We start from the raw sequence: 22190 nt of genomic DNA on the forward strand, positions 1-22190 counted from the left end.
GCCCTTAAAAGCGCCGGATTGCGGGGGAAATCGACTTCAAAGTGCTGCCGGTAGCTAAAGCGAAGCCACAGGGCGAGTACGGCTACATCATCACCAACCCGCCTTACGGTGAGCGTCTGGGAGACGACGACGCAGCTACATTGGCCATCCGCCAACTCGGTTCCATTGCCCTTTATCTGCCCACCTGGTCCCATTTCATCATCACTCCGAGCAAGCAGGTGGAGCATTACTACGGCAAGCCTGCCAGCAAAAAGCGCAAGCTGTTCAACGGCCGCATCGAAACGACGCTGTATCAGTTTTTCGCTCCCGGCGGCTTGTATGCCAAGGAACGGTCGGAACGGGAAGGCCGCGAGGCACACTCCCCATCAAACGACAAACGCAATTAACGTTTATAGTGACAAACTTATAAATTCTGATGGACACAGAAAGAGCCGGCTCCCCGGCTCTTTTTCGTGTTTTACTTCCAGCACTCCATTTGTTTCGTTATCCAGATGAACGTACCTACTCTGTCTTGATCGCTTCCAGTGCGCTCAGCTTCATCGCCCTCCGGGCCGGATAGAAGCCGGACGCTAGTCCTATCAGAGTGGCGAACCCGATGGATGACAGCATCAGCCACAAAGGAATAAGAGATATCTTTGTCGCCGCCGGAGCATTTGGGTTTACCGTTCCACCGCCAAAGGATCCGGTCAGACTGCTTCCCGATTTGTTTAAAATATATGAGGCAACCAGACTAAACAATACGCCGGCGACTCCGCCAAGGAATCCGATAAAACCCGCTTCAAGCAGAAACAGGCGCCTTATATCTTTCAATTCACAACCCAAAACCTTCATAATTCCGATTTCACGGGTCCGTTCATAAATAGACATGACCATTGTATTCGTGATGCCGAGAGCGGCAACCAGAAGGGAAATCGCTCCGATCCCACCCAGTATCTTCTGGAGTGTTTTGGACGTGTTCTGCATCCCTTTCAAGACATCGGTAAGCGCACTGGTGGCGAAGCCCATTTTTTTGATTTTTTCCCGAACCGGTTCCACATCCTTGGGATCCGCCACTCGCACAATGGCTCTTTGGTAGCCCTTTTGCATACCCGTGCCCATCCCTTGGCTCATCTGAACCTTGCTGTTTTCCCGTATCCATTTATTCAATTGATCGATGTTGATATAAGCCGACCAATCCTTCTCGCTCTGGCTTTCGGCAAGTGTGCCGATTGCCTTAACCTTATAAAGCTTGGCCGGTTTTTTGTTTTGCTCCTGTCCGGTCATATCGGGAGATTCCGGCTTTTTATCGCCATAGCTCATATCGAACGTCATCTGCATTTTTTCCGTCATCACGTTAACATGTGGGGCTTGGCCGTACCCCCCCTTCGCTTTTGGATTGTAAAACTGCTGAGGGATATAGAAGCCGAACAGCAAGGAGTCGGTATCCGTTTTCGAGATAAGCCGTCCCTCCGTCAGTTTGAAATCAAGCTTTTCCATCGCTTCCGGCCGCATGCCGATCAGGTTTAGATACGTGAGATATTTACCGGCTTGCAGCTTGGCGGAAGTCTGAACAACCGGAGTCGCAACATCGACCCCCTTCATTTTGGAAAAAGCCTGCACCGCGCTGTCGTCCAAAACGGCGGTGCCTCCTCCGCCGGAGGACACCCTCCCGTTATCCCCGTTAACATAGACATCTATGATGTTTAAGCTACCCATTTGACTGACCTGCTGCTTGAAGCTTTCGTTCATGCCGATCCCGAGAGAGAGCATGACGACGATGGCAGCCGTTCCGATTACAACCCCCAGAATGGTCAGGAAAGAGCGTACCTTGCTGCGTAAAAAATTGATCAGCGCCAGTTGAATCAGATCAAGGCTATTCATCCAATTCCATTTCCTTCTTTTTACGGCGTTTCTTCTTAATGATGACGGCTGCCGTCCCCCCTAGGAGTACGAGGGCTGGAATACCGATATATAGAGCCTTTTTCCACTTGTTTTTGCCCGGCTCAGCCGGATTCATAGGCTGATCTCCCCCCGGTACCGGCTCCGCAGGGGGCATATCATTGACCATAATCGAGAATTCCTTGCGGTACTCGCTGCTTTTCCCCGCAGAATCTTCATATGTAAAAATCATCGTGCCCTTTAATTCCCCCGCCTCATTGGGAATAAGAGAACTTTCAAAAGAGTCGCTGCGGCCGGAAGCAAAATTGCCGACATAGTAGCTGTTATTGGCGCTTGTAAAGTTGCCCTCCGTCGACACCATCAAGTTGTACAAAATGGATTTCCCCATATTGTAAAATTCCAGAGAAATAGGAATCGGTTGACCGGTAAATGCTTCGGAAAGCACATTGACTTCCCCTGCAACCAGGCGGTTATTCTGTTGTACGGGAATACTAACCGTCTCTTTCGACGTATACGGGTTGCCTTTGGCGTCTTCATATTCAAAGTTCAGCGTAACATTGTATATTTTCGCATCTGCATCAGGTTTGGGCCGCAGCGTAAGAGTTTTCTCCACCGCCCCCTTGCTTGGCATGGCCTCCACAAAAAAAGTGCTACTGCCGTCGAACGTAAAGGTTCCATCATCGGAGGCAACGGACAGCTTGAGATTGCTAACATCCTTCAATCGACTCGTATTCAAGAACGACAGATTCAAGGTGAAATTCTGCCCCGCCATTACAGTGGCCGGGTCAATGCTATATTGATTGACGATGATTCGCGGGACCGTTTTACTGTCCTTGTCCTCATCTTTATCGGCACCTTCCACATACACCCCAACGTATTGGGTCAATGTTTTTTTGACCGGTTGCCCGGCTTCCATTTCCTCATATTCCACCGTTATGGCGATGGGATAACTCTTGGTGGGGGCATCCGGGGCAACTTTCATCGCAAAGCTGAGGCTTTGGCTTTTGCCTGGAGCGAGCGCCGGAATCATCACATTGCTGAGAGAAGTCGGAACCAGCTCCTTGTCGCTCGCAACCGTAACTTTTATATTATTCGCTTCTTCTTTCCCGCCGTTGGTTACATCAAAATTGATCGTAAAGCTTGACTTGGGAATAAGCGGGGCACCAGGGGCGGTGATCTTGCCGATAGAAACCGCTGCCGCGCTGGCCGGGCCTTTTTTCACCGGAATGAAGATCTGGCTTTCTTCTGTAACGGGGTTACCGGAATTGTCCTTGTATTCCCACTTCACACCGAGAGGCTGACTCCCCCCGGTAATAGCCGATGAAACAGAGAGTTGGAACGTCTCTTCGTCCGATTGATTACCGTTGATCTGCCCGATCCGTTTGGTATCGGAAGAACTGTTCAAAGTAAATCCGTCAGATTTTAATCCCGTCAATGTCAGTTTTACATCCTTGGCCGCTGTGCTGCCGGCGTTGGCGAGGGAGATACGCAGAATCATGGTTTCGCCAGGCACCGCTTGCTTAGGATCGGTAGAGATCTGACCCAGAGACAATCTTGCAGCGGTGCTGTAATTTTCAACCTTTATGTATATCCCTTCGGAAGATGTAAACGGATCGCCAAAACTATTGTTGAACTGGTAATTGACTTTTAACGGATAGATGCCCGAGGGCATGTCCGCTTTGATCTTCAGCGGAAAGACAACCGTTTTCGTGACCTTGCCGTCAATGCTATCCAGCGATTGGGCCACGTTGGTCAAGGCAGTTTCATAAGGAACCTTGCTCTTGTCCTCCGGCTCCAGGCTGATGGATACATCTCTGGCCGAGTTGCCGGTGCTGTTTCGGATCGGCAGCGTAAGGTTTAATGTATCTCCGGCAAATCCCGTTGGAATGGCGGTATTTCCTGAAACGCCAAGCTTCGGGATATATTTGGTCGTATCCGGCAGAGGGGGTATCGTCGGAACTGGCGTTGGTTCGGATTTTGTGGGAACCGCCTCGCTAATGTAAAGATTTTGTCTGAACTGTCCCGATTCCGTCGCAGTGCTCCAAGAGCCGGATAGATAAAGGTAGTTGCCATAGCCTGAATAAACAAGCGGAAGAGCGGCCTCTATAGAACCCGTCCCCTTCTTAAATTGAAATATATTGGAATCTTCCCCGTAAAATGAGCTTGTATCGTTTATCTCAAGGTTAATGCTTTCAATATCTTTCGAAAAATATAAACGCAAGGTAAATTTATCATTTTCAACAATTTTGGATGTATTGCCTTTGATAATTTTCTTGCCGCTAATCAGATCCGTCGTCTCGGCTGCATGTGAAATCCCGCTTGTTGCATACATCAATAAAAAGATTAATGCCATCATTGCCGCTGCATATTTCCGTCTCATTCGACCACCCCGATTGTTTCTTTCTGTAATGTAATCCCATCGATGTTGCCATCCAAAATGCGTACGACCCGATCCGCGAATTTTGCAATTTCCCGGTCATGGGTAACGATGATCAAGGTCTGGTTCCGTTTGCGCGCCAGCGTCGTCATAAGCTCCATGACCTCCTGCGTCGTTTTGGAATCCAGATTGCCCGTCGGCTCATCCGCGAAAATGATCTCCGGATTCGCCGCGAATGCACGGGCAATGCCGACCCGCTGCTGCTGGCCGCCGCTCATTTGCGACGGTTTGTGCTTGATGTGCGAGGTGAGTCCAACGGCATCCAGCAGCTTCGCCGCCCGCTTTTCCCGGACTTGCTTGGAAATGCCCTTGAAGGTTAGCGGCAGGCTTACATTTTCCAATGCGTTCAAAGCCGGCAAAAGGTTATACGATTGAAAAATAAAGCCCAAATAATCCTGACGGAACTTTGCCAACTTCTTTTCGCTCATGGCGTTGATACTTTCTCCGAGAATTCTCACCGTTCCCTTGGTCGGTTTCTCCAGCCCAGCCATCATATTGAGCAAGGTAGACTTGCCGGAACCCGAAGTGCCCAGCAGACAGACGAACTCTCCCTTCTGAATGGTCAAATGGATCGAATTCAATGCGATTACCTTTTCGCTGCCGATTCGATAGACCTTGCGCAAATTAGCCACTTCAATAATCGAACTCTCCAATGCAGCATTCTCCTTTGTCTGTCGATCCAATTCGTCAAAATGCACGCAAGCCGTTCAGCTCCCCTATAGCCAATCACAGCTCTCACAAACAAGACGAGACACAGTCTTTCTTTGTTTCACATTCCGCTCCGCCAAGCACCGAACTTGGAGAATCGATGTATTAAATGACTTCGTTCTACTCTCGATACCTATCCACATGTAGGCGTGATCCTGTGTGGGGCTTGGGACAGTGTTGTAGCGAACACCTGCAAAGATGCAGGTATTTTCAGCAAATTTAACTCATTTAAGGAAATTACTGTAATTGCACAGTTATTTTTGTCATATGGTTACGAATAAAGAGTTTGAGCTCAAAATACCTGTAGGTTTGCAGTTATTGCAAAAATCCCCTTCAAGGAAAGCGAAATAACGGTAGGTTTACAGGTATTCATCCACTCGCTCTCCGCGTTCCTGCTCATTTCAATGGTTCAACCTATGGAGACTGCTCTTATCCATCCTTTATCCTCCTTGTTTTCATCTGCGCGGTGGCAAACCAGCACTCACTTATCATCGAGTTCAAAGGGTTTTCTACTCATAGCTATAAGCTATCCTGAACCCCCAGTCGAACTGGGGTTTTCTTATACAAGAAAAACCGGAGGCAGGTGCCTCCGGTCCTTTTCGCGTTAAGCGGATATCGAGTAAACGAAAACCTCCAGCCCATCTTAGATCGACTGGAGGTTTTTCCGACTAACCTATTAATTCTCCGCAGCCCGCATAAACCGAGGCAGCCGTAGGAAGGCAATGAACAGACCGATGAGACCGAAGGTGGCGAGGATCGCCGCCCCACCCCAAACATCCGCGATGTGGGCATGATGGACGATAATGTCCTGGATCGAATGCTGCGCCCAATATTGCGGCGTAAATTTCCCGATCTTCTGCATCATGTCCGGCAGCAGATAGGAAGGCATCCACAGTCCGCCCAGAAGCGCGCCCCCCATCGTGATGACCTGGGTGATGACCATTGCCGCACTTTCTCCCGGCGCCAGGAAGCAAAGCGCCATGCCGATGCCCGTACTCGCGATGCTGAGTCCGACGATGACCAAGCCAAGGGCGGAGAGATCGCCCAAATTCAAATCGTATACGTAATGCCCGAAACCGAAAAGAAGGGCGCATTGAATGATGACCGTAAAGATGAATGGCAACCACATGCCGATCAAATATTCCATCGGTTTGATCCGGGTGCTGCGTATCCGAGAGAGCAGCCCGGTCTTCTTTTCCTCAAAAAACCGTTTAGACATGGTAATCATGATGAAGAATACAAACATGACGGTCATCCCCGGGACGATTATATCCAGATAACTCAACTGTTCCGAGGTGGTCTGGATATTTTTCACCGCAATGGGCGAAGCCAAGGCAGCTTGCGCTTGTTCGCCGGTCTCTCCCAAGGCCGTGAAGGTATCCGACAGCTTCTTTTCCCGATAGCCGTTTGCTACGCTGTTTAAAATCGCCTGTATCGGGGCAATGGTCGTCTGTGCGGAGGCATCCTGGTAAAAAGGCAGCTCCGACTGTTTGCCATCTGCAAGGTCCTGGCCGAACCCCTTAGGTACGACGAGCACTTCGGTGAGTTGGCCTTTTTTAATTTTCAAAACCTGTGTATCCAGGCTCGAAGCGGCATCCTGCTTGACGTCCATGATTCCGTCCAACTGTTGGATGAACGCTTTGGAGGCGGCGCTTTGGTCTTGGTCGATGACATGAAGCGCAATCCTGGAGCTGTCGCTGCCCCCACCGATAGAGCCGTACATAAGGATAAAGAAGATTGGCATCAATAAGAGGAAAATAAAACTTCTTCGATCCTTTTTGATCAGCTTTAGTTCTTTCAACAAAATTCCTTTCATCTCGCTCGCTCCTCCAATCCTAATCCCTAAGTTCCGTTCCGGTAACCGTCAAGAACACCTGCTCCAAGGACGGCCGGACCACTTCTAACTGCTTCACGTTCCACCCCATCTGAGCCCCCAGTTGCATAAGCCGCTGCATCGCGATCTCCACATCATCCGCATCAATCAACCAGCCGGAGCCTTTTTTCGTTACGGCCCCAATACCCGACAGATGAGGCGCTTCCTTTAAGTCCGCTGCCTCCAAATAGATCGACTTCCGCCCGTATTGTTCCAGCAAGCTCCCCAGAGGTCCTTTCGCTTTTACTGTCCCTTGGTCCATAATTGCCACTTCGTCGCAGAGAGCTTCTACTTCCTCCATGTAGTGAGTGGAATAGATTATGGTGACGCCTTCCCGGTTCAATTCGCGAATCATTTCAAAAATGTGGTTTCTGGACTGGGGATCGATCCCCACCGTAGGTTCATCAAGAATGAGCAGCTTCGGTTTATGCAGCATCGCAGCTGCCAGATTCACCCTGCGCTTCATCCCGCCGGAGTAGGTTTTGACTGTGTCTTTTGCCCGATCCGAAAGACCGACCTGAGCGAGAAGCTCCTCCACTCGTTTTTTCAAAACGGTTCCGCTGACTCCATAAGCCTCGCCGAAGAAAAGCAGGTTATCGGTTGCCGACAAATTTTCGTACAACGTGATGTCCTGAGGGACGTAGCCGATATAGCGGGCAATGGCATCCGGATCGTCTTCGATGCTTTTTCCAAACAGCTTGACGGTGCCGCTGTCCGCTTTGACGATGCCGGTGAGGATTTTCATCGTCGTCGACTTCCCTGCCCCGTTGGGACCGAGGAATCCGAAAGTAGATCCTGCTTTGATGGAAAACGTCACATTCGCAAGGGCATCCTTTTTGCCGTACTTTTTCATGAGTCCGCCGACCTCGAGCAGCCACTCCTCTTTCCCCGCGATGACCGCCGTATCCGGCTTGTTTGTTTCCAGCGTTTTCTCCACGCCAATCCCTCCTATAACGATACTTTTTTCTCCAGCACATACGCGCTTGCTCGATTGATCAAATAGGCTGCCACCCAACTGATCGCCATATAAAGAAGCATATTCCAATTCAATGTATATACAAATGCTGACTGCTTATCCGTAAATATGTTAGAGGCACTCCCTTGGTACAGGAAGGAAATGCTCGTCATCGAGATAACCCAGAGCATTGCCGTTGCCGGTCGAAGCGATGAGTAACGGGCATTTGCCGTAAACAGGCTGACTGCAAGAATGAGGGGTGAAAAACCGACAAGCATGACCATCCATTTAAGCCCGGCTTGCATGGTGTTCATGAGATCGGAAAACGACATCCCATACAGCATCTGTGCTATAAGGGTACCGTAAAGGATAGCAAATGCCATAATGACCAAGACAACACCCACCAGTTGAATCAATAGCGTTACGAATTTGGCGGATATCAGCCATATGCGGGGATAAGGCAAGGTTAGCCACCATCCATTGGTGTCATTATCCCATTCCTTTCCTATGCTGCGGTTTCCGAAAACGAAGACCATATAGGGGAGGCTGAAGCTGACGCCAAAGATAAAATTCAGGGTATCCTCTTGGTTAATCTTCTTTTGGATGGCGAAATAGGTCACCACACCAACGATAACAGCAACTACAAAGAGGAAGTATGCATACCACCATCCTTTATGGACGGGCACCCGTTTTTGTTTGCGCCAGTTTCCTTTGGCTCTGAGTTCATGAAGAACCAACTTCCAGAAAATAGGGCTTGCGATCATGCCTTCCACTCCTTCTTGTAGATGGATCGAAATACTTGGTGCAAGGAACCATGCTCCGCTCGCAAATCCTCTGATTCTCCCGACCAGATCACTTTTCCATGGTCCAGCATCACGATGTAATCGAAAAGCCCTTCCACTTCCTGAATATCATGGGTGCTGATTAAAATCGATTGCTGCCGTTCTTCGATCATATCGATGATGGCCGCGACGATCGATTCTCTTGAAATAACGTCGATACCGGCAAAAGGTTCGTCGAGAATAATGAGCGGCACATCACGGGCTAAACAAAGGATGAGCAGCACCCGAGCTTCCTGCCCCCGGCTCATGCCACCGATCTTCGCTTCCAAGTCGACTTCCATGAATTCGGCAAGCCGTTCCGCTCTCGCCGGATCAAAGGCCGGAAGAAATGTTTTTCCCCAGTTGATCAATTGATTGACTGTATAGCTTGGATACCAATGTGCCCGGTCCGGCAAATAAGCGATCTCTTTATTCGTCTGCCATCCCGGTTCCCGGCCAAGTACTTGAACCCGTCCCGAATCCGGCTTGGTAAGTCCCGTCACCATCCGAAAGAAACTGGATTTCCCGCAACCGTTAGGACCCAGGATACCGACGATTTTACCTTCCGGAATGGAGACTGAAAAGTTATCCAGTGCAACCGTTCTTCCATACTGCTTCGCGATTCGCTCACATTCGATTAGAGGTCGAGTCATTTCTCATGTTCTCCTTTTCCCGCTATGAATCGTTGGTGGATGTATTCCTGAACATCATCTTCTGTCAAGCCCAAACTTTCCATCTGAGCGACAAAAGCGTTAATATATTGCGCAGCCAGATCTCTGCGGAAGATGTGCACCCGCTCGGGCGAGGAAGTTACGTATGTCCCTTGACCTCGGCGCTTCTCCGTCAGTCCGTCCCGTTCCAATTCCTGATACGCGCGCATCACGGTGTTGGGATTCATTTTCAAATCCTGAGCCAACTCCCGTACGGAAGGCATCTTCTCACCCAAGCCAATCTCTCCTTTCGCAATGGAGCTTCGCACCTGATCCAGCACTTGCTCATACAGCGGTTGACTAAAATCGATTTGGAAACGTATGGTGCCAACCTGCTCTTTTTCCATATCTGTCCTCCTTGCTTCCAAGACCTGCGTGTCGTGCTATAGGTGTATTATATCACTTAATACACTTAATGCAATAGTAGAATCCAAAAAAATACAAAAGCAGCCCGAAGGCTGCCTTTGCCCTTATGGTATAAGGTCGTGAAGCTCATTGAACGATCAATCGCGCAGGTTCCACCACGTATACGTCGAGCAGGGGCGGAAGCCGATATTGTAATAGAACTGTTGAGACGAGCCGACATACGCCCACTTTGCTCCCCGTTCTCCGCAACGTTTGATACCCTCAAGTACAGCTGCTTTGCCGAGGCCCATCATCCGGTAATCCGGATCGGTAGCCACCGGTTCCACAAGCGCATAATCGTTGCCGGGGACATGCCACATGCCGCAATAAGCGACAAACTCACCATTAGGAGCGGCTACAGCAACTTTCAAGCGCAGATCCACATGAGGCCCGGAAAGCTCCTGTTTCCTGCTGGCCAGCTTTTCTTCCGTCTCAGGTGCCGGGCCTTCATGATTGAAGCCTCGCCACATAACTCGGTTGTATTTCGCCAAATCGTAATCCTCGTCAAGGCAAACGATGCGGAATCCTTCCGGCAGATGATAGCCGATTGTCTCTTCGCGAATCGGGATAATAGCGGTTTCTTCCCGGTTTTGGGTTGGACGGAAGCCCATTTTAGCGGCCGCATCCTGAAATTCACCATCGGCATCGTTAAGGATGATGCTAAGCTTGCCGTCTTTTCGCAAATGATCCATGGCATATGCCAACATTTCATCGCTCAAATGGCGGTATCGGGGTTCGAAGATCAGCCAGGCATGCCCGACGGTTTCTTCATAGGTAGCAAGAGCGACAATTTCATCTTCATTCATCCACAGCCCGATCCGGTGCAAGTTCTTCCTGTCCAAAAGGTAATGGGAGATCATCCATTCCCAACGTCCCCACAAAAAGTTATTATTTACGACCCCATCTCGGTTCAACTTGTTGAGAAAGTCAAACACCCGAAAATAATCTTCCGTAAACCCGGCTTTTCCGCTGTATGTCCTAAAGATAACTGCCATTCCCATCCGCCCCTTCCATTTTGGTTCCATTATAGAAAAAACCGATAGAACAGGAATATATAAACTTCTTCTATAAAAAAACATTCTCGCGAAGCAGCAGGTTTTGTACTTTTTCCACTGATGCCAACGTTTCCGCGTTCATTCCCCATACATACTCCTCTAGAGGCAATATTCTCCCTGTCAAATTGGAGTAAACACCAAAATAAAATAAAGTTAATGGGATTACTCTGAATTAGCGCGTAAATATCAGCTAATAGAGGGTGTTCACAATAACTTTAAACCAATATGATATTATCTATGCTATACTTACTCTATTAATTTTTGAGAAGAGGCCTGACCATGCCGGATCAAAAAGTAAGCTGGAAGCTTTTGGGTGAAGTATTCTTGAGCTTCCTAAAAATCGCTCCCGTCACTTTCGGAGGCGGTTATGCGGTCATTCCCGCCATCGAGCAGGAAGTGGTCGAAAAGCGCAAATGGCTCGAAGAACAAGAAACCGCGGATGTCTTGGCTGTGAGCCAATCGATCCCTGGCGCCATCGCCATCAATTCCGCCACTTTTATCGGTTATAAAATCGCCCGCATCCCCGGCGCCATCGCGGCCATGCTGGGTATGCTGCTGCCGACTTTTCTTATCGTCATCGGACTTTGCGCCGTTTTTCTGCATATTCAAGATAGCCCGAAAGCGGCGGCTGCGTTCAAGGCGATTAAAGCGTCCATCGTAGCCCTCATCGTCTATGCAGGACTAAAAATAGCTAGGTCCGCTATCTTCGACAAGACGACTCTTTGCACCGTTTTGGCAACAACTTTATTAATGGTAGTCACCGGAATGAATCCGGTTTTCGTCATGCTCAGCGGCATCGCCGTCGGCATTTTGCAGGTAAAGGCAAAGGAATTGTTAGGTCTAGCGGTGCGCCTGAATAAAGAAGACGATCATGAGCATTTCGTCTACAAAGATTATTTTATCGGAGACGGCATTTAGCAGCAGGAGATGAGCCCGTTGATCGTATGGCAATTGTTTACTACATTCATGGTCATCGGTTTTGTTTCCTTTGGCGGGGGCTACGCGATGATCCCCGTAATCGGCGCCCAGGTGGAGAAGCATCACTGGATGACCCCCCAAGCCTATTTAAACGCCACCGCCGTAGCCGGCATGTCTCCCGGCCCAATCGCCACCAATACAGCTATTTTCGTAGGTTATCAAACGGCGGGTCTACCCGGCGCCATTATCTCAGCCATCGGAATCATTTTGCCTTCTCTCATACTCGTCATTCTGGCAGCAGCCTTCTTTTATAAAGTTTACAAGTATAAAACCGTGCGGGCGGCTTTCTACGGACTCCGTCCCATCGTAACCGGCGTCATTTTTTTCGGAGCAATCAAGTTCGCTTTGGCTAGCGGGATGATGGCGGCAAGCGATCTTTATTCTTCCGTTATGCTATGGCTGATCTTTGCCGGATCGCTATACGCTCTTTTAAAGTTGCGCACCCATCCTTTTTATGTCATTGTAATATCGGGGTTAGTCGGCATTGCCGTCTTTACTTGATCCTGCGGCGTAAAAGGAGCGATACCGGTTGATATCTGGAAGCGATCATATTCAAAGCGCTAAAGCCAAAGAAATCTATCTTTCCATTCGCAGACACGGCACGGTATCCAAGCTGGTCCTTCTGGAGGAAAGCGGTTTGACCGCAAGCACATTGACCCGGATTCTCGAAGAACTGCGGGCACAAAGCCTGATCCTGGAGGTTGGCTTAGGCGAATCGACGGGTGGGCGACGGCCTGTTCTCTATGAAACCAACCCTACCTATGCCTATCTCTTCGGCGTTGAAATCTCTCGTACTCATTCCAGGCTTGTCCTGTTCGATTTGCATTTGCATTCCCTCGGTTCCGTCTCGTGGAAGATGAACGCTTCCCTGACCCCCGATCGCCTGATTCAATTGATAACCGAACATGTACCGACGCTGCTTAAAACAAACAACATCGAAAAAGAACGGGTGCTCGGAATTGGAATCGGCGCAGTGGGACCGCTCGACCGCAAGCTGGGGATCATCCTGAATCCTACCCACTTTCCCGCGGAGGGCTGGACCCAGGTTCCGATAAAAGAGCGGCTGGAGCAGCTGCTCGGTCTGCCGGTTTATTTGGATAACGGAGCCAATACCGGTCTGCTCGGAGAATATTGGCTCAGCGACAACCGGCAACAGCATCAACTGCTGTATTTGCATGCAGGCATCGGCATGCGCTCCGCCATCATGAATGAAGGCCGAATCTTTTATGGCGTCATGGATACCGAAGGTGCCGTCGGTCAGATGATCATCGAAAGTGCCGGTGTTCCTTCCGACACCCCGGGAGGTAATTACGGCGCATGGGAATCCTATGTTTCCATCCAGAACCTGATCACGCAAGCGGTGGCTAGTTGGAAGCAAGGAAGAACGGTCGCCCTTAGTCAGTGGGCGAACAATCCTGATGAGCTGCAGTTTGCTCATCTGATTGCCGCACTTCAAGCCGGCGATCCCGTCATCATCGAGCTATTCCGCCAGGCGGCCGCCTATTTCGGCATCGGCCTCGCTAACCTGATCAACATTCTTCATCCCGAAGAAGTTATCCTCGGCGGGCCTCTGTTCTCTTCCAACGACTTTTTCTTTGAGGAAACGACGCGGATTGCTCTGGAGAAAACCTATTACCGCCAATACTACAACGTCCGCTTCACCAAAGGGCAGCTGGGCGACGCCGCTGTCTCTACCGGCGCAGCGGCACTGGTGCTCAGCAAGCTGACGGAATAATCCATAAGACTGGACAACGTCCTGGATATGAAGCACAAAAAGGGTCTCCCGCATGTAAACTGGACCCCATGGACTGGACACTTTGAAAAAAGTGTTTAGGCTATGGAGTCCTTTTTGTATACTTGTAATGGCATCTAAGGAGGGCATAATGAGCAAGAAACTATTCTCTAAGGCAGATCAGGAACTTCTCTCTAAGAACAAGTACGTCAAGAACGTAAGCGACAAAGCTATAACCTATTCAGATGAATTTAAACGGTTGTTCATTGACCTTTATCTAGCGGGCAAGTCACCTAGGGAGATATTTGAATCTCACGGGTTCAATATAGAGATTTTAGGAAAGAAGCGCTTAGAACAATGTGCGGGGCGCTGGAAGAAGGCCTATGAGCGAAATGGTATTATTGCCCTGTCGGATTCTCGTAAAGAATCCTCAGGGCGCCCGCTTAGACGAGAGATGACACAAGAAGAGATCATTACCAAGCAAGAGGCGCGAATTAAGCTTCTGGAGTCCCAACTTGAATTGCTAAAAAAAGCAGATACGAAAGAAAGGTTGCTGGTAGCAAAGGGAGAAAACCCAAGCAAGAATAAGCTATTTGAGTTAATTGAGGATGCTGTAAATGAAGGATTTAAGCGCATGACGCGTTACTTATGTGAGCTGCTTAATGTCTCACATTCGGGGTATTACAGCTATCTAAAGGCCACAGAAGCCCGTAAAGAAAGAGCTCGGCGTGATGCAGAGGCTGGAGAGTTAATCAAAAGGGCGTTCCGTAGAAGAGGCTTTAAGAAGGGCTCCCGCTCGATAAAGATGGTCTTAGAAAATGAGTTTAAAGTCATCTACAATCGCAAACGGATCCGCAGACATATGCGGCGTCTGAATCTAGTTTGTCCTCATCGTAAGCCCAATCCTTACAGACGAATGGCAAAGGCTACTCAAGAACATCGGGTTGTACCTAATAAGCTGCAGCGGGATTTCAAGAAGGGGATTCCGGGTCTTGTGCTGCTCACCGACATCACTTACCTTCCGTTTGGACGACGCTCGGAGATGGGCTACTTATCCACCATATTAGATGGTTCTACAGGGGAACTACTCGCCTACAACCTCTCTAATCGCATTACTCTGCCATTAGCAACAGATACCATTAACCAACTCATGAAGCAGCGTCGGTTAAAGTTACATAAAGATGCCTTTATCCATTCGGATCAGGGAGGCCATTATACAAGCCCCAAATACCAAGAACTTCTGAAGGAAAAGGGACTTGGTCAATCCATGTCTAGACGAGGAAACTGCTGGGACAATGCCCCACAAGAATCTTTCTTCGGTCATATGAAGGACCATGTTGTTAGTCGAAACTGCACCACATTCGAAGAACTTAAACAAGAGATAGATCGCTACATCCATTACTACAACAACCACAGATACCAATGGGGATTAAAAAAGATGACCCCTGTTCAGTACAGGAATCATCTTTTGTCTGTTGCTGCTTAACTCTTTTTTTCGAAGTGTCCTTGACGCAGGGTCCAGTTTAATGCGGGAGACCCTTTTTTTATCGGCAAACGCCTACTTCACACCAACACGCATCCGGTAGCAGAAATCGATGTCAAAGGTCTGATGGCCAAATGTCTGGATCACGAGCTCCTTGAAGGCATCGACGTCGGACGCAATCCGTTCCGGAAGCCGCCTTAAAACGCTCTGCATCCCCCCTTGGCTCATGGCCAAGTTAACCAACCGGTTTGCATCGCACTTCTCTCGGTTCGAAAAGACGATCTCCCGGCTATATTGGAAATACCCGCTGTTGTGGATGTTTTGCAAGTGATTGTTCTTGTCCCATTTCACGTATTGCTCTTTAAGTTCCGGGTTCTCTTCTTCGATATGCTCAACCTTCTGAAATAATTGCTGGTACGATTTCTCTACCCGCCAATGATAAACCGGCGGCCAATCCGCATCCACAGTGGCGAAAACTCCGCCGTTTTTCAAAATCCGGTTGATTTCATGCAAGGTTTGGTTAGGTTCCATCCAATGAAATGACTGGGAGCATACCACCGCATCGGCGATATGATCCGGCAATCCCGTCTCATGGGAAAATGCCCGGATAAACGAGACGGTGTCCGTTTTCTTTCGAAGCGCCACGTCCAGCATATCGATGCTAGGATCCACACCGATCACGCGGCTGCAATGCCCCTCCCAAACAAGCGTTGACAGCCCTGTTCCGCAGCCAAGATCAACAACCACTTCAGGTTCTGCCTCCAAATAGTTGCGGATTACCTCGATCGGGTACTGTGGCATTTGCGGACGTGCGTTTTCATAGATATCCGCAAATCCGCGAAACCGTTCTGCATTAAGTTCTGCGCGATTTTTCATCGGGGAACCTCCATTTTCATATGAAGCTGCTTGAATTACTTCAAGTATACTTCAGAACGAAACAAACCTCCCAGCTCTTTTCGGCAGAAAGGTCTGTTGCAGGTTCAGAAAATCCTACGGTCCCTTATATTCATGAGAACTGCCCACGATATAGGAAGTATCCGGCGAGAATGCGAATGGACGGGGATGGTGCATGCGGATGATCGCGACGATTCCCGGCCCCTCCAACATATCGACATATCCGTAAGTGTGATTGACATAGGTGCAGGGAAAACCCGCGGGACTGTCCGGACAGCCTTTTTCCACTTTGTCAAAGAGCAGGACTTCCAACGCATCAGAGGAACGAAACAAACCGGGATGCAAGGGATGGCCGGATGCGTCCAGCCGCAGATTCCGCTGCAAGCTCTCGTTGAAAGCTTCCCAAGCGACATCGGAAAATGCGATCCCCCCTTCATTTTCCAACACTTCTTTGTTCAGTTGGAGAGATGCGTCATGGGTTGCCATGTCGAGAGCATTTTTCAAACGCAAGTATCCGGTTTCCGAGAGATGATTGTCCGTTTGCCACAACCACAAAGTAAGACAAACCGCAGAGCTGAACAGGAGAAATATCGCCCACTTCATCCACCGCATCCCTCCTTCTCCACATCGTTACACGTTACGGCAAATACTCGGACATCTCGCTTGCATCAAAGCGGTACTCGGAAACCGAGGAGTCACTGCCAAACCAACCGGAAAAAACAAACAGGCTGCCCATGGGATATTCCAAGGTTACGGTTACGGTAATCCCCCGGGTCTGCTTGACGCTGGTCGATTCGCTCAAGGTGATATCGGATTCCCGGAAATGATACTGGCCCAGTTCTTTTCGCAAAAGATTGGCAAGCTCCGGTGAAAGATAGCCCTCTCTCGCAGCTAGCTTGGCATATTTATGGGCGGTCTGCTCCAACAGTACGCCGCGCATATGCACGACTTCGCTCATGAAGGGCTGGAACATAAAAAACACCATAAAAGGAAAGACCAAAAGCAGCGTAATTGCTTGACGCATCCTTCGATAGCCTCCGCTTAGTTAAACATCTCTTCGTATTCGTACGTTACCCGATTCTTCACCTTGGCCCCGTCTTTCCATACAGCCGGAAAAGCGATAGCAGAAAGACATGCCAGAGCTAGAGCAATCAAAAGCAGCTTCGTCATCACATCTTTCATCTCACTCAATCCCCCGGCCGAATCGTTTCCGTCATTTTCACTTCCACATGCTGATGCCCCGTACTTGCCATTGGGAACATATCCTTAAATACCCAAGCCGTGAAGCATCCGACCAGTACGGCGATGATGAGCAGCTTGCCTATTGTTTCTTTCATGATCAGCTAGTAGGAATAACAGCGCTCGTTACCGTTGTATCCTTGCGCACATCGATGGTTTTTGTGTCATTCCACAATCCGTTTGCGACAAAAAAGGTAAAGGCGGCGAGGGTAATGCCGATAATTAAAATTTTGATTAGAATATCTTTCATCTTTAGCTACCTCCTAAATTTGTTATCTGAAGCAAATGTTTATGGCCAAGGTACGAGATTCGCCTCCACTTGGCTATCGGAACGGTCCCGGACGGTTTTTGCATCCCCCCACAAACCGGATTCCGAGCCTACAAAAAACGTAATGGCTGCAAGAGCGACGGCTATCAAAAGCAGCTTCACGATAATATCCTTCATCGGCTCATCCCCGTCAGTGCAGCGTATAAACGCCGCTCATCATATCCCTGTATTCCAGATAGTAGACAAACAACCCGCACAGAATCACCATCAATAACCCGGAAAACGTAATGAGATAAGCAACGGTCCCGCGGTCCCGCATCGCCCCCCGGTACGCTTCCTGCCGTTTTTTCTTCAGTTCCTCGTAGCGCTTTTCCAAAATGTCGCGAACCTCTTCTGGAGACGATTGATCCACTTGATATAAAATCTGGGCTAACGTTTCTCCTTCAGGCGTCCCAATCAATCTGGAAAAGCTGCGGAATGCCTTCTCCCGGTTGATCGGATCAACGGGATACTCTTCCAGGAACCGGTCGACGGCTGGCCGCAGATACCGGACAAAGCGACGAAGATAAAGAAACATGTGATAGATATTTTGTTTGGAAGCGTTGGCGTCGGCAAATTCATTGGAGATCAGCTGCTGCAGGATAAAAATTTCTGCATTCTTTTTGCGTACAAACCGCACCCGCAGCGCCTGCAGCGCATAGACGACGGGAAACCGTGGTCGGAGCTGCAGCGCCAAATACAAAAGTAAAACAAACGCGACGCGGACCATCGGATAAGAACCCTGCAGCTGTATGAAACGAAGATGAATGACGAACATGATCGACAGAAACAGCAGATCCCGGGCAAGCTTGTATTTGAGCGGGGTGATGCCGGCTGCCGTAAGTCCGGCTGTCTCAAACTCCTCATCCATCGGGCTTACGCGGTAACGCCGAATGAAGCTTTCCTTTTGCGAGCCGTAAAAATGGCGAATCCGGGTTGCCAACGGAATTCTACGCTCATTGACGATCTGCAAAGCCAGCTGCAACAGGTAGACAACCGCCAGCAGCGGAAGGGTGTAAAGCCAGAACGGAATCAATGTGTGCGCCATGGTTTACATCTCGTTTCTCGGTTTTTGGATGATGAAAGCCGCAATCCCGCAAAAAAGCGTGAACAAAATTGTAAACACCAACATCCGGATTCCAGCAGGATGATGAAAATAGTAAAACCATGATTTGCCCATAGACGGGTATTGGTTCAAGAATACGACCAGAGGGAGCAAAATCGCCGGCAAATATCCCATCTGAATAGCTTCACGGTTTTCCGTTTTCAGTTCCTCGGATATCTTCGTCACTTCACTCATGTCGGTTATAAGCCAACGCAACCCCCGTTCGATATTGTCGCCCTGTTGTTCCGACTTTTGAAATAGAATGCCTAATTGCATCGCCCATTGGCTTCGCACCCGAAAAATGAATAAGTCGATAGCTTCTTCTATAGTGGCTCCGGAAGCGCCTTGCAAAGCAGGAAGCATCGCGGCAAAGGCTGTGCGAATCCCCCCTTTCAACTCCTTAACCGTTTCAAAAACCGCGTAATACAGATTGCCGTGATACTCTCTGTATTTGAACAGCAACGTATTAACGGCGGGAATCAGCTCTTCGCTGTTTTTTACGCGAATACTGTGGAGCCGTAGACGCAAGATTCCGTATGGAAGTGCCGCCGACCAAAATGAAACCATCAGCAGCCAACGATCGGTTAAGCCCGCCCCGTTCAAATGATTGAAGTCTACCGCGCCGGTCCACATACCGATTAGCAGATAAGCAGATACGAAGGATCCCATGGTATAAAGAATGAAGCGACGAATCCGTTCCTCATCGGAAGTGGTGCTTTCCTGAATCGCCCTGGATACAAGCAGCAAATGTTTGCTCCACCTGGACGGGTGGCGAACGCGACCGCCGGCAGTGGCGGGAAGTCGGATGCGCATAATCCGCAAAGGCAATCTCGCCGTGTTTCCAAGAGAAAGAACGAAAGCAACTCCGATTAGAGCGGCAGCCGTAATCATGATCCGAATGAACGGATCAAGATAAGGGCCTAACTGGTTCCACAGGTTAGGAAGCAATGGTTTGCCCCCCTTTCCCGATAGGCTTCAAAGCTGCCATTCGGGTTAAGACATCTATCATCTGCCTCGTTTCCGCAGGAGCATACTTGCCTAAAATCTCTTGAATCCGCTCGGGAACCCGGGCTGAATATCGCCAGTCCATCATCTGGTGATCCCATACAACCAGATCGACGGTTCGGAAGGAATGATCCGACGATCTCCAGTCGTAGGCGGTCAATCGGGTGAGCCGCTTGCTCCTGTCGGCGCATTCCTCCATGACGATAGCAAAATGCAGATTCCGCGCCGCCCGTTCCAGCTGGGCTTGTCTGCCCTTTGCCGGGTGGCTTTCCAATACAAGATCCGCTAGCTGGGAAGGGATATTATCGGGGTCGGGCGTATGATAGGTGCTGAGCGCCCCCGGCAGCCCCCGCTCGCATCCTTTGAGAAAAATATCAGCTTCGGCTGAGCGCATTTCACCGACGATGATGTATTCGTAATCCGACCGTAAAACGAGTTCAAAGATCTCCTTTTGATTGGAATCGTTCATGATGAGTTCCATTACTTGATGCTTCGGATAATGGCTGGAAATTTTCAGCTCGTCAAACCCCTTCTGAAGAATCATCATCTTGTCAGATGGCTTACGCTCCGAAATCAACGCGCTTAAGAGGGTGCTCTTCCCGCTCTTGACTGGACCGCATACCAAGGTGGTCCCCCGGCCGCAAGCAATGGCTCTTAGCATCGGCAACACCTCGGAAGGGAAAGTCCCTTGCATGCGAATATCGTCGAGAGTAATCTTCGGAATGGTATAATGCCGGAAAATGATAATCGGTCGGGTTGACCAAGGCGGTATGACGATGGTGACCCGGGTCCCGTCTGCCATATCGATTTCCAGCGACGGGTGATGGGGATTGAGCGCGCTGTTCGGGCTCCGCAAGCTGAGCTGTTTGGCAACGCGCAGTACGTCGTCTTCGCTCTCGTAGGAGATCGGCCGCAGTTCATTCACTTCTCCGGGAATTTCAAAAAAGACGTGGGTTCCGATAATTCGAGCGGCTTGTGAAATATCGTACCGTTCGTTTTTCCACCAGGTGGAGATCACCCCCAATCCGTAGGTTTCCTGATAGGCCGCTTCCACCAGGTCGGTGTAGCATTCCGGATACGGGCTTCCCATAAGATTGTTTCGCTGCAAGAACTCCTCGATCTCCCGTTTAAACCATTCCGCTGCACTCCTGACGCCTGTAACCGCCTCATGCTGACGATTGAGCCAGCTCAGCTTTTCATGCTCCTTGCCGGTCTCGAATCGCTGGCTGAAATAATCGGTGATGGCCAGTTTGATGCGGGCAAAGAGGTGATCGCTTTCCCTGGCGGCCCGGGTTTCCTTGTTCTCATCGGCAAGCAGCTGCCTTTCCAACAAATAGTCGCGAACATCGAAAGGGGTAGACCGCCAGTCATCTGATCGGCCATCCGTGCTCCTTATCGCGCAATCATCCTCGCATCCGTCCGTTAACCGCTCCGGGTCCATAGCAAGCCTCTCTCCTTCTTCAACTTGTCGGCTCTGCCACCCATTCGATCCATCACAATATCAGCTAGTTCGGAAAAGCAGGCGAGAGCGCGTTTTCGCGCAGAGCGGTTGCCGCTATCCGTTAGCAAACGGTTCTCTATCTCACAAAGTAAGCCATCCAGACCGAAATCCGGAATTTCGCCGACAAGAGGTACGCCCATCAATTGCTGCAATTTCCGCCCTTCGAGGGGTAAATCCGCCATATGGCGATTAATGACCAGCAAAAACTCGTCTTTGGTATAACTCAAAAGTCGCAAAATATCGGTGTACATCCGGTTCCACATCATCTCGGACAACGGCTGCTGCGAGCCCACAAGCAGTTTGATATCTCCTTGAGCCAAAGCTTGCAGCGTCAAATTGCTATCCGGCGAACAGCCTGCATCCAGAATGACAAGATCAAATATATCGGAGGCCATGTCGATCAAACGTTCAATGCAATCGAAACGGTAATAGCGCCTTTTGGTGAAATCCGCATTGCCGGCAAGATAAGCGTAACCATGTTCATCTTTGTGCATAAAATTGAGCAACTCGTCTCTCTTCGGCAGCCGCCGGCTGTCTGCAATCTCCGGATAATATTCATCCAGTGTGTTGCCGTTATAAGGATGAAAGTAATGATTGCCCGGATTATCCGAATTGAGGCCTAGCACTCCGACAGACACCCCCCTTGCGGATAGTTCCCGGGCCAGACACAAGGCAATCATCGTCGCGCCAGTTTGAGGATGGGTGCCCATGATCACAAGCCTTTTCCGCGCCATTGTTGTCTTCCCACTCGTGCCAAGAAGCATCCGAACCATTTGCTTGGGAGTTTGCCGTGGGAAAATCGGCAAAATTCCAAGTTTAGTGCATACTGATGCCTTATTTTCCAAAATGCTATTTTCGCAATGGCTGGACAGCAAATATCCGACTTGTTTAGCATGACGGTTCGCCATAAACGGCTCCAAATCCGAAATAGAAACCTCCTGCTCGGCAATGAGAATCAAATCCAAATCCGGCTGCAAGCGGAAAACATCACCTGCCCCTGCGGATTCTATTTCCCATTCCGGTGCTTGCTCCATAAACTCCCTGCGGATGGAGCTATCAACTCCGACAAAAGCAACTTTCCCCACAATTTCCCTCCTATATGGC

At 49.6% G+C, this 22190-nt stretch carries 25 protein-coding genes; 5 read left to right on the plus strand and 20 right to left on the minus strand.

The genetic code is table 11. From position 1 onward, the window contains the following. Nucleotides 1-17 precede the first annotated feature (17 nt). Nucleotides 18-386, plus strand: a complete 369-nt coding sequence (locus tag TJ79_RS17615; protein ID WP_081756978.1) for a hypothetical protein — start codon at nt 18-20, stop codon at nt 384-386. Nucleotides 387-501: 115 nt separating this feature from the next. Here the strand turns inward: TJ79_RS17615 and TJ79_RS17620 are convergent, their stop codons facing one another. The 9 genes from TJ79_RS17620 to TJ79_RS17660 form a co-directional block, all read right to left on the minus strand. Beyond that, nucleotides 502-1860, minus strand: coding sequence for an ABC transporter permease (locus tag TJ79_RS17620; protein WP_040951667.1), 1359 nt, complete (start codon nt 1858-1860; stop codon nt 502-504). Beyond that, the gene (locus tag TJ79_RS17625; RefSeq protein ID WP_040951668.1) at nt 1853-4258 is read right to left on the minus strand and encodes a COG1361 S-layer family protein; all 2406 of its coding nucleotides are present in this window, start codon (nt 4256-4258) and stop codon (nt 1853-1855) included. Before TJ79_RS17625 ends, TJ79_RS17620 begins: the two co-directional genes overlap by 8 nt. Beyond that, nucleotides 4255-4968, minus strand: coding sequence for an ABC transporter ATP-binding protein (locus TJ79_RS17630; protein WP_040951669.1), 714 nt, complete (start codon nt 4966-4968; stop codon nt 4255-4257). Before TJ79_RS17630 ends, TJ79_RS17625 begins: the two co-directional genes overlap by 4 nt. A 731-nt stretch (nt 4969-5699) precedes the next feature. Continuing rightward, nucleotides 5700-6839: an ABC transporter permease gene (locus TJ79_RS17635; RefSeq protein ID WP_040951670.1), complete on the minus strand. Its 1140-nt coding sequence runs from the start codon at nt 6837-6839 to the stop codon at nt 5700-5702. 19 nt (nt 6840-6858) lie between these two features. Then, entirely contained in the window at nt 6859-7770 is a 912-nt protein-coding gene (locus TJ79_RS17640; RefSeq protein WP_040951691.1) for an ABC transporter ATP-binding protein, read from the minus strand. 74 nt (nt 7771-7844) lie between these two features. Further along, nucleotides 7845-8615 (minus strand): ABC transporter permease, encoded by a 771-nt coding sequence (locus TJ79_RS17645; protein ID WP_040951671.1) that lies wholly within the window; start codon nt 8613-8615, stop codon nt 7845-7847. Further along, nucleotides 8612-9325, minus strand: a complete 714-nt coding sequence (locus TJ79_RS17650; protein ID WP_040951672.1) for an ABC transporter ATP-binding protein — start codon at nt 9323-9325, stop codon at nt 8612-8614. The genes TJ79_RS17645 and TJ79_RS17650 overlap by 4 nt, the downstream gene beginning before the upstream one ends. Next, the gene (locus tag TJ79_RS17655; RefSeq protein WP_040951673.1) at nt 9322-9729 is read right to left on the minus strand and encodes a GntR family transcriptional regulator; all 408 of its coding nucleotides are present in this window, start codon (nt 9727-9729) and stop codon (nt 9322-9324) included. Before TJ79_RS17655 ends, TJ79_RS17650 begins: the two co-directional genes overlap by 4 nt. A gap of 156 nt (nt 9730-9885) precedes the next feature. Then, on the minus strand, nt 9886-10782 hold the full coding sequence (locus TJ79_RS17660; protein WP_040951674.1) for a GNAT family N-acetyltransferase: 897 nt from the start codon (nt 10780-10782) through the stop codon (nt 9886-9888). A 339-nt stretch (nt 10783-11121) separates the two neighbouring features. On the opposite strand from TJ79_RS17660, the gene TJ79_RS17665 reads away from it, so the two are divergent. From TJ79_RS17665 to TJ79_RS17680, 4 genes are all read left to right on the plus strand, one after another. Next, nucleotides 11122-11760: a chromate transporter gene (locus TJ79_RS17665; protein ID WP_040951675.1), complete on the plus strand. Its 639-nt coding sequence runs from the start codon at nt 11122-11124 to the stop codon at nt 11758-11760. A 9-nt stretch (nt 11761-11769) separates the two neighbouring features. Then, nucleotides 11770-12321 (plus strand): chromate transporter, encoded by a 552-nt coding sequence (locus tag TJ79_RS17670; protein ID WP_337588955.1) that lies wholly within the window; start codon nt 11770-11772, stop codon nt 12319-12321. 28 nt (nt 12322-12349) lie between these two features. After that, nucleotides 12350-13555 (plus strand): ROK family protein, encoded by a 1206-nt coding sequence (locus tag TJ79_RS17675; RefSeq protein ID WP_040951677.1) that lies wholly within the window; start codon nt 12350-12352, stop codon nt 13553-13555. Between the two features lie 148 nt (nt 13556-13703). Continuing rightward, nucleotides 13704-15038, plus strand: coding sequence for an IS3 family transposase (locus TJ79_RS17680; RefSeq protein ID WP_040951678.1), 1335 nt, complete (start codon nt 13704-13706; stop codon nt 15036-15038). Between the two features lie 72 nt (nt 15039-15110). Here the strand turns inward: TJ79_RS17680 and TJ79_RS17685 are convergent, their stop codons facing one another. From TJ79_RS17685 to TJ79_RS17715, 11 genes are all read right to left on the minus strand, one after another. Next, a complete protein-coding gene (locus TJ79_RS17685) occupies nt 15111-15911 on the minus strand; it encodes a class I SAM-dependent methyltransferase (RefSeq protein ID WP_040951679.1) in 801 nt (266 codons plus the stop codon). A 114-nt stretch (nt 15912-16025) separates the two neighbouring features. Beyond that, on the minus strand, nt 16026-16532 hold the full coding sequence (locus tag TJ79_RS17690; RefSeq protein ID WP_040951680.1) for a hypothetical protein: 507 nt from the start codon (nt 16530-16532) through the stop codon (nt 16026-16028). Between the two features lie 34 nt (nt 16533-16566). Next, entirely contained in the window at nt 16567-16953 is a 387-nt protein-coding gene (locus TJ79_RS17695; RefSeq protein WP_040951681.1) for a hypothetical protein, read from the minus strand. 17 nt (nt 16954-16970) lie between these two features. After that, nucleotides 16971-17111, minus strand: coding sequence for a hypothetical protein (locus tag TJ79_RS27310; protein WP_155987938.1), 141 nt, complete (start codon nt 17109-17111; stop codon nt 16971-16973). Between the two features lie 5 nt (nt 17112-17116). Further along, nucleotides 17117-17266, minus strand: coding sequence for a hypothetical protein (locus TJ79_RS27315; protein ID WP_155987939.1), 150 nt, complete (start codon nt 17264-17266; stop codon nt 17117-17119). Nucleotides 17267-17268: 2 nt separating this feature from the next. Further along, nucleotides 17269-17418, minus strand: coding sequence for a hypothetical protein (locus TJ79_RS27320; RefSeq protein ID WP_155987940.1), 150 nt, complete (start codon nt 17416-17418; stop codon nt 17269-17271). A gap of 39 nt (nt 17419-17457) precedes the next feature. Continuing rightward, nucleotides 17458-17613: a hypothetical protein gene (locus TJ79_RS27325; protein WP_155987941.1), complete on the minus strand. Its 156-nt coding sequence runs from the start codon at nt 17611-17613 to the stop codon at nt 17458-17460. Nucleotides 17614-17626: 13 nt separating this feature from the next. Next, nucleotides 17627-18523: a hypothetical protein gene (locus tag TJ79_RS17700; RefSeq protein WP_040951682.1), complete on the minus strand. Its 897-nt coding sequence runs from the start codon at nt 18521-18523 to the stop codon at nt 17627-17629. A 3-nt stretch (nt 18524-18526) separates the two neighbouring features. Beyond that, on the minus strand, nt 18527-19528 hold the full coding sequence (locus TJ79_RS17705; RefSeq protein ID WP_040951683.1) for a type II secretion system F family protein: 1002 nt from the start codon (nt 19526-19528) through the stop codon (nt 18527-18529). Next, entirely contained in the window at nt 19518-21026 is a 1509-nt protein-coding gene (locus TJ79_RS17710; protein WP_040951684.1) for an ATPase, T2SS/T4P/T4SS family, read from the minus strand. The genes TJ79_RS17705 and TJ79_RS17710 overlap by 11 nt, the downstream gene beginning before the upstream one ends. Beyond that, entirely contained in the window at nt 21008-22171 is a 1164-nt protein-coding gene (locus TJ79_RS17715; RefSeq protein WP_040951685.1) for a CpaE/TadZ family protein, read from the minus strand. Before TJ79_RS17715 ends, TJ79_RS17710 begins: the two co-directional genes overlap by 19 nt. Nucleotides 22172-22190: the final 19 nt, after the last annotated feature.

The organism is Gorillibacterium massiliense (assembly GCF_000455485.1).
Lineage (GTDB): Bacteria > Bacillota > Bacilli > Paenibacillales > NBRC-103111 > Gorillibacterium > Gorillibacterium massiliense.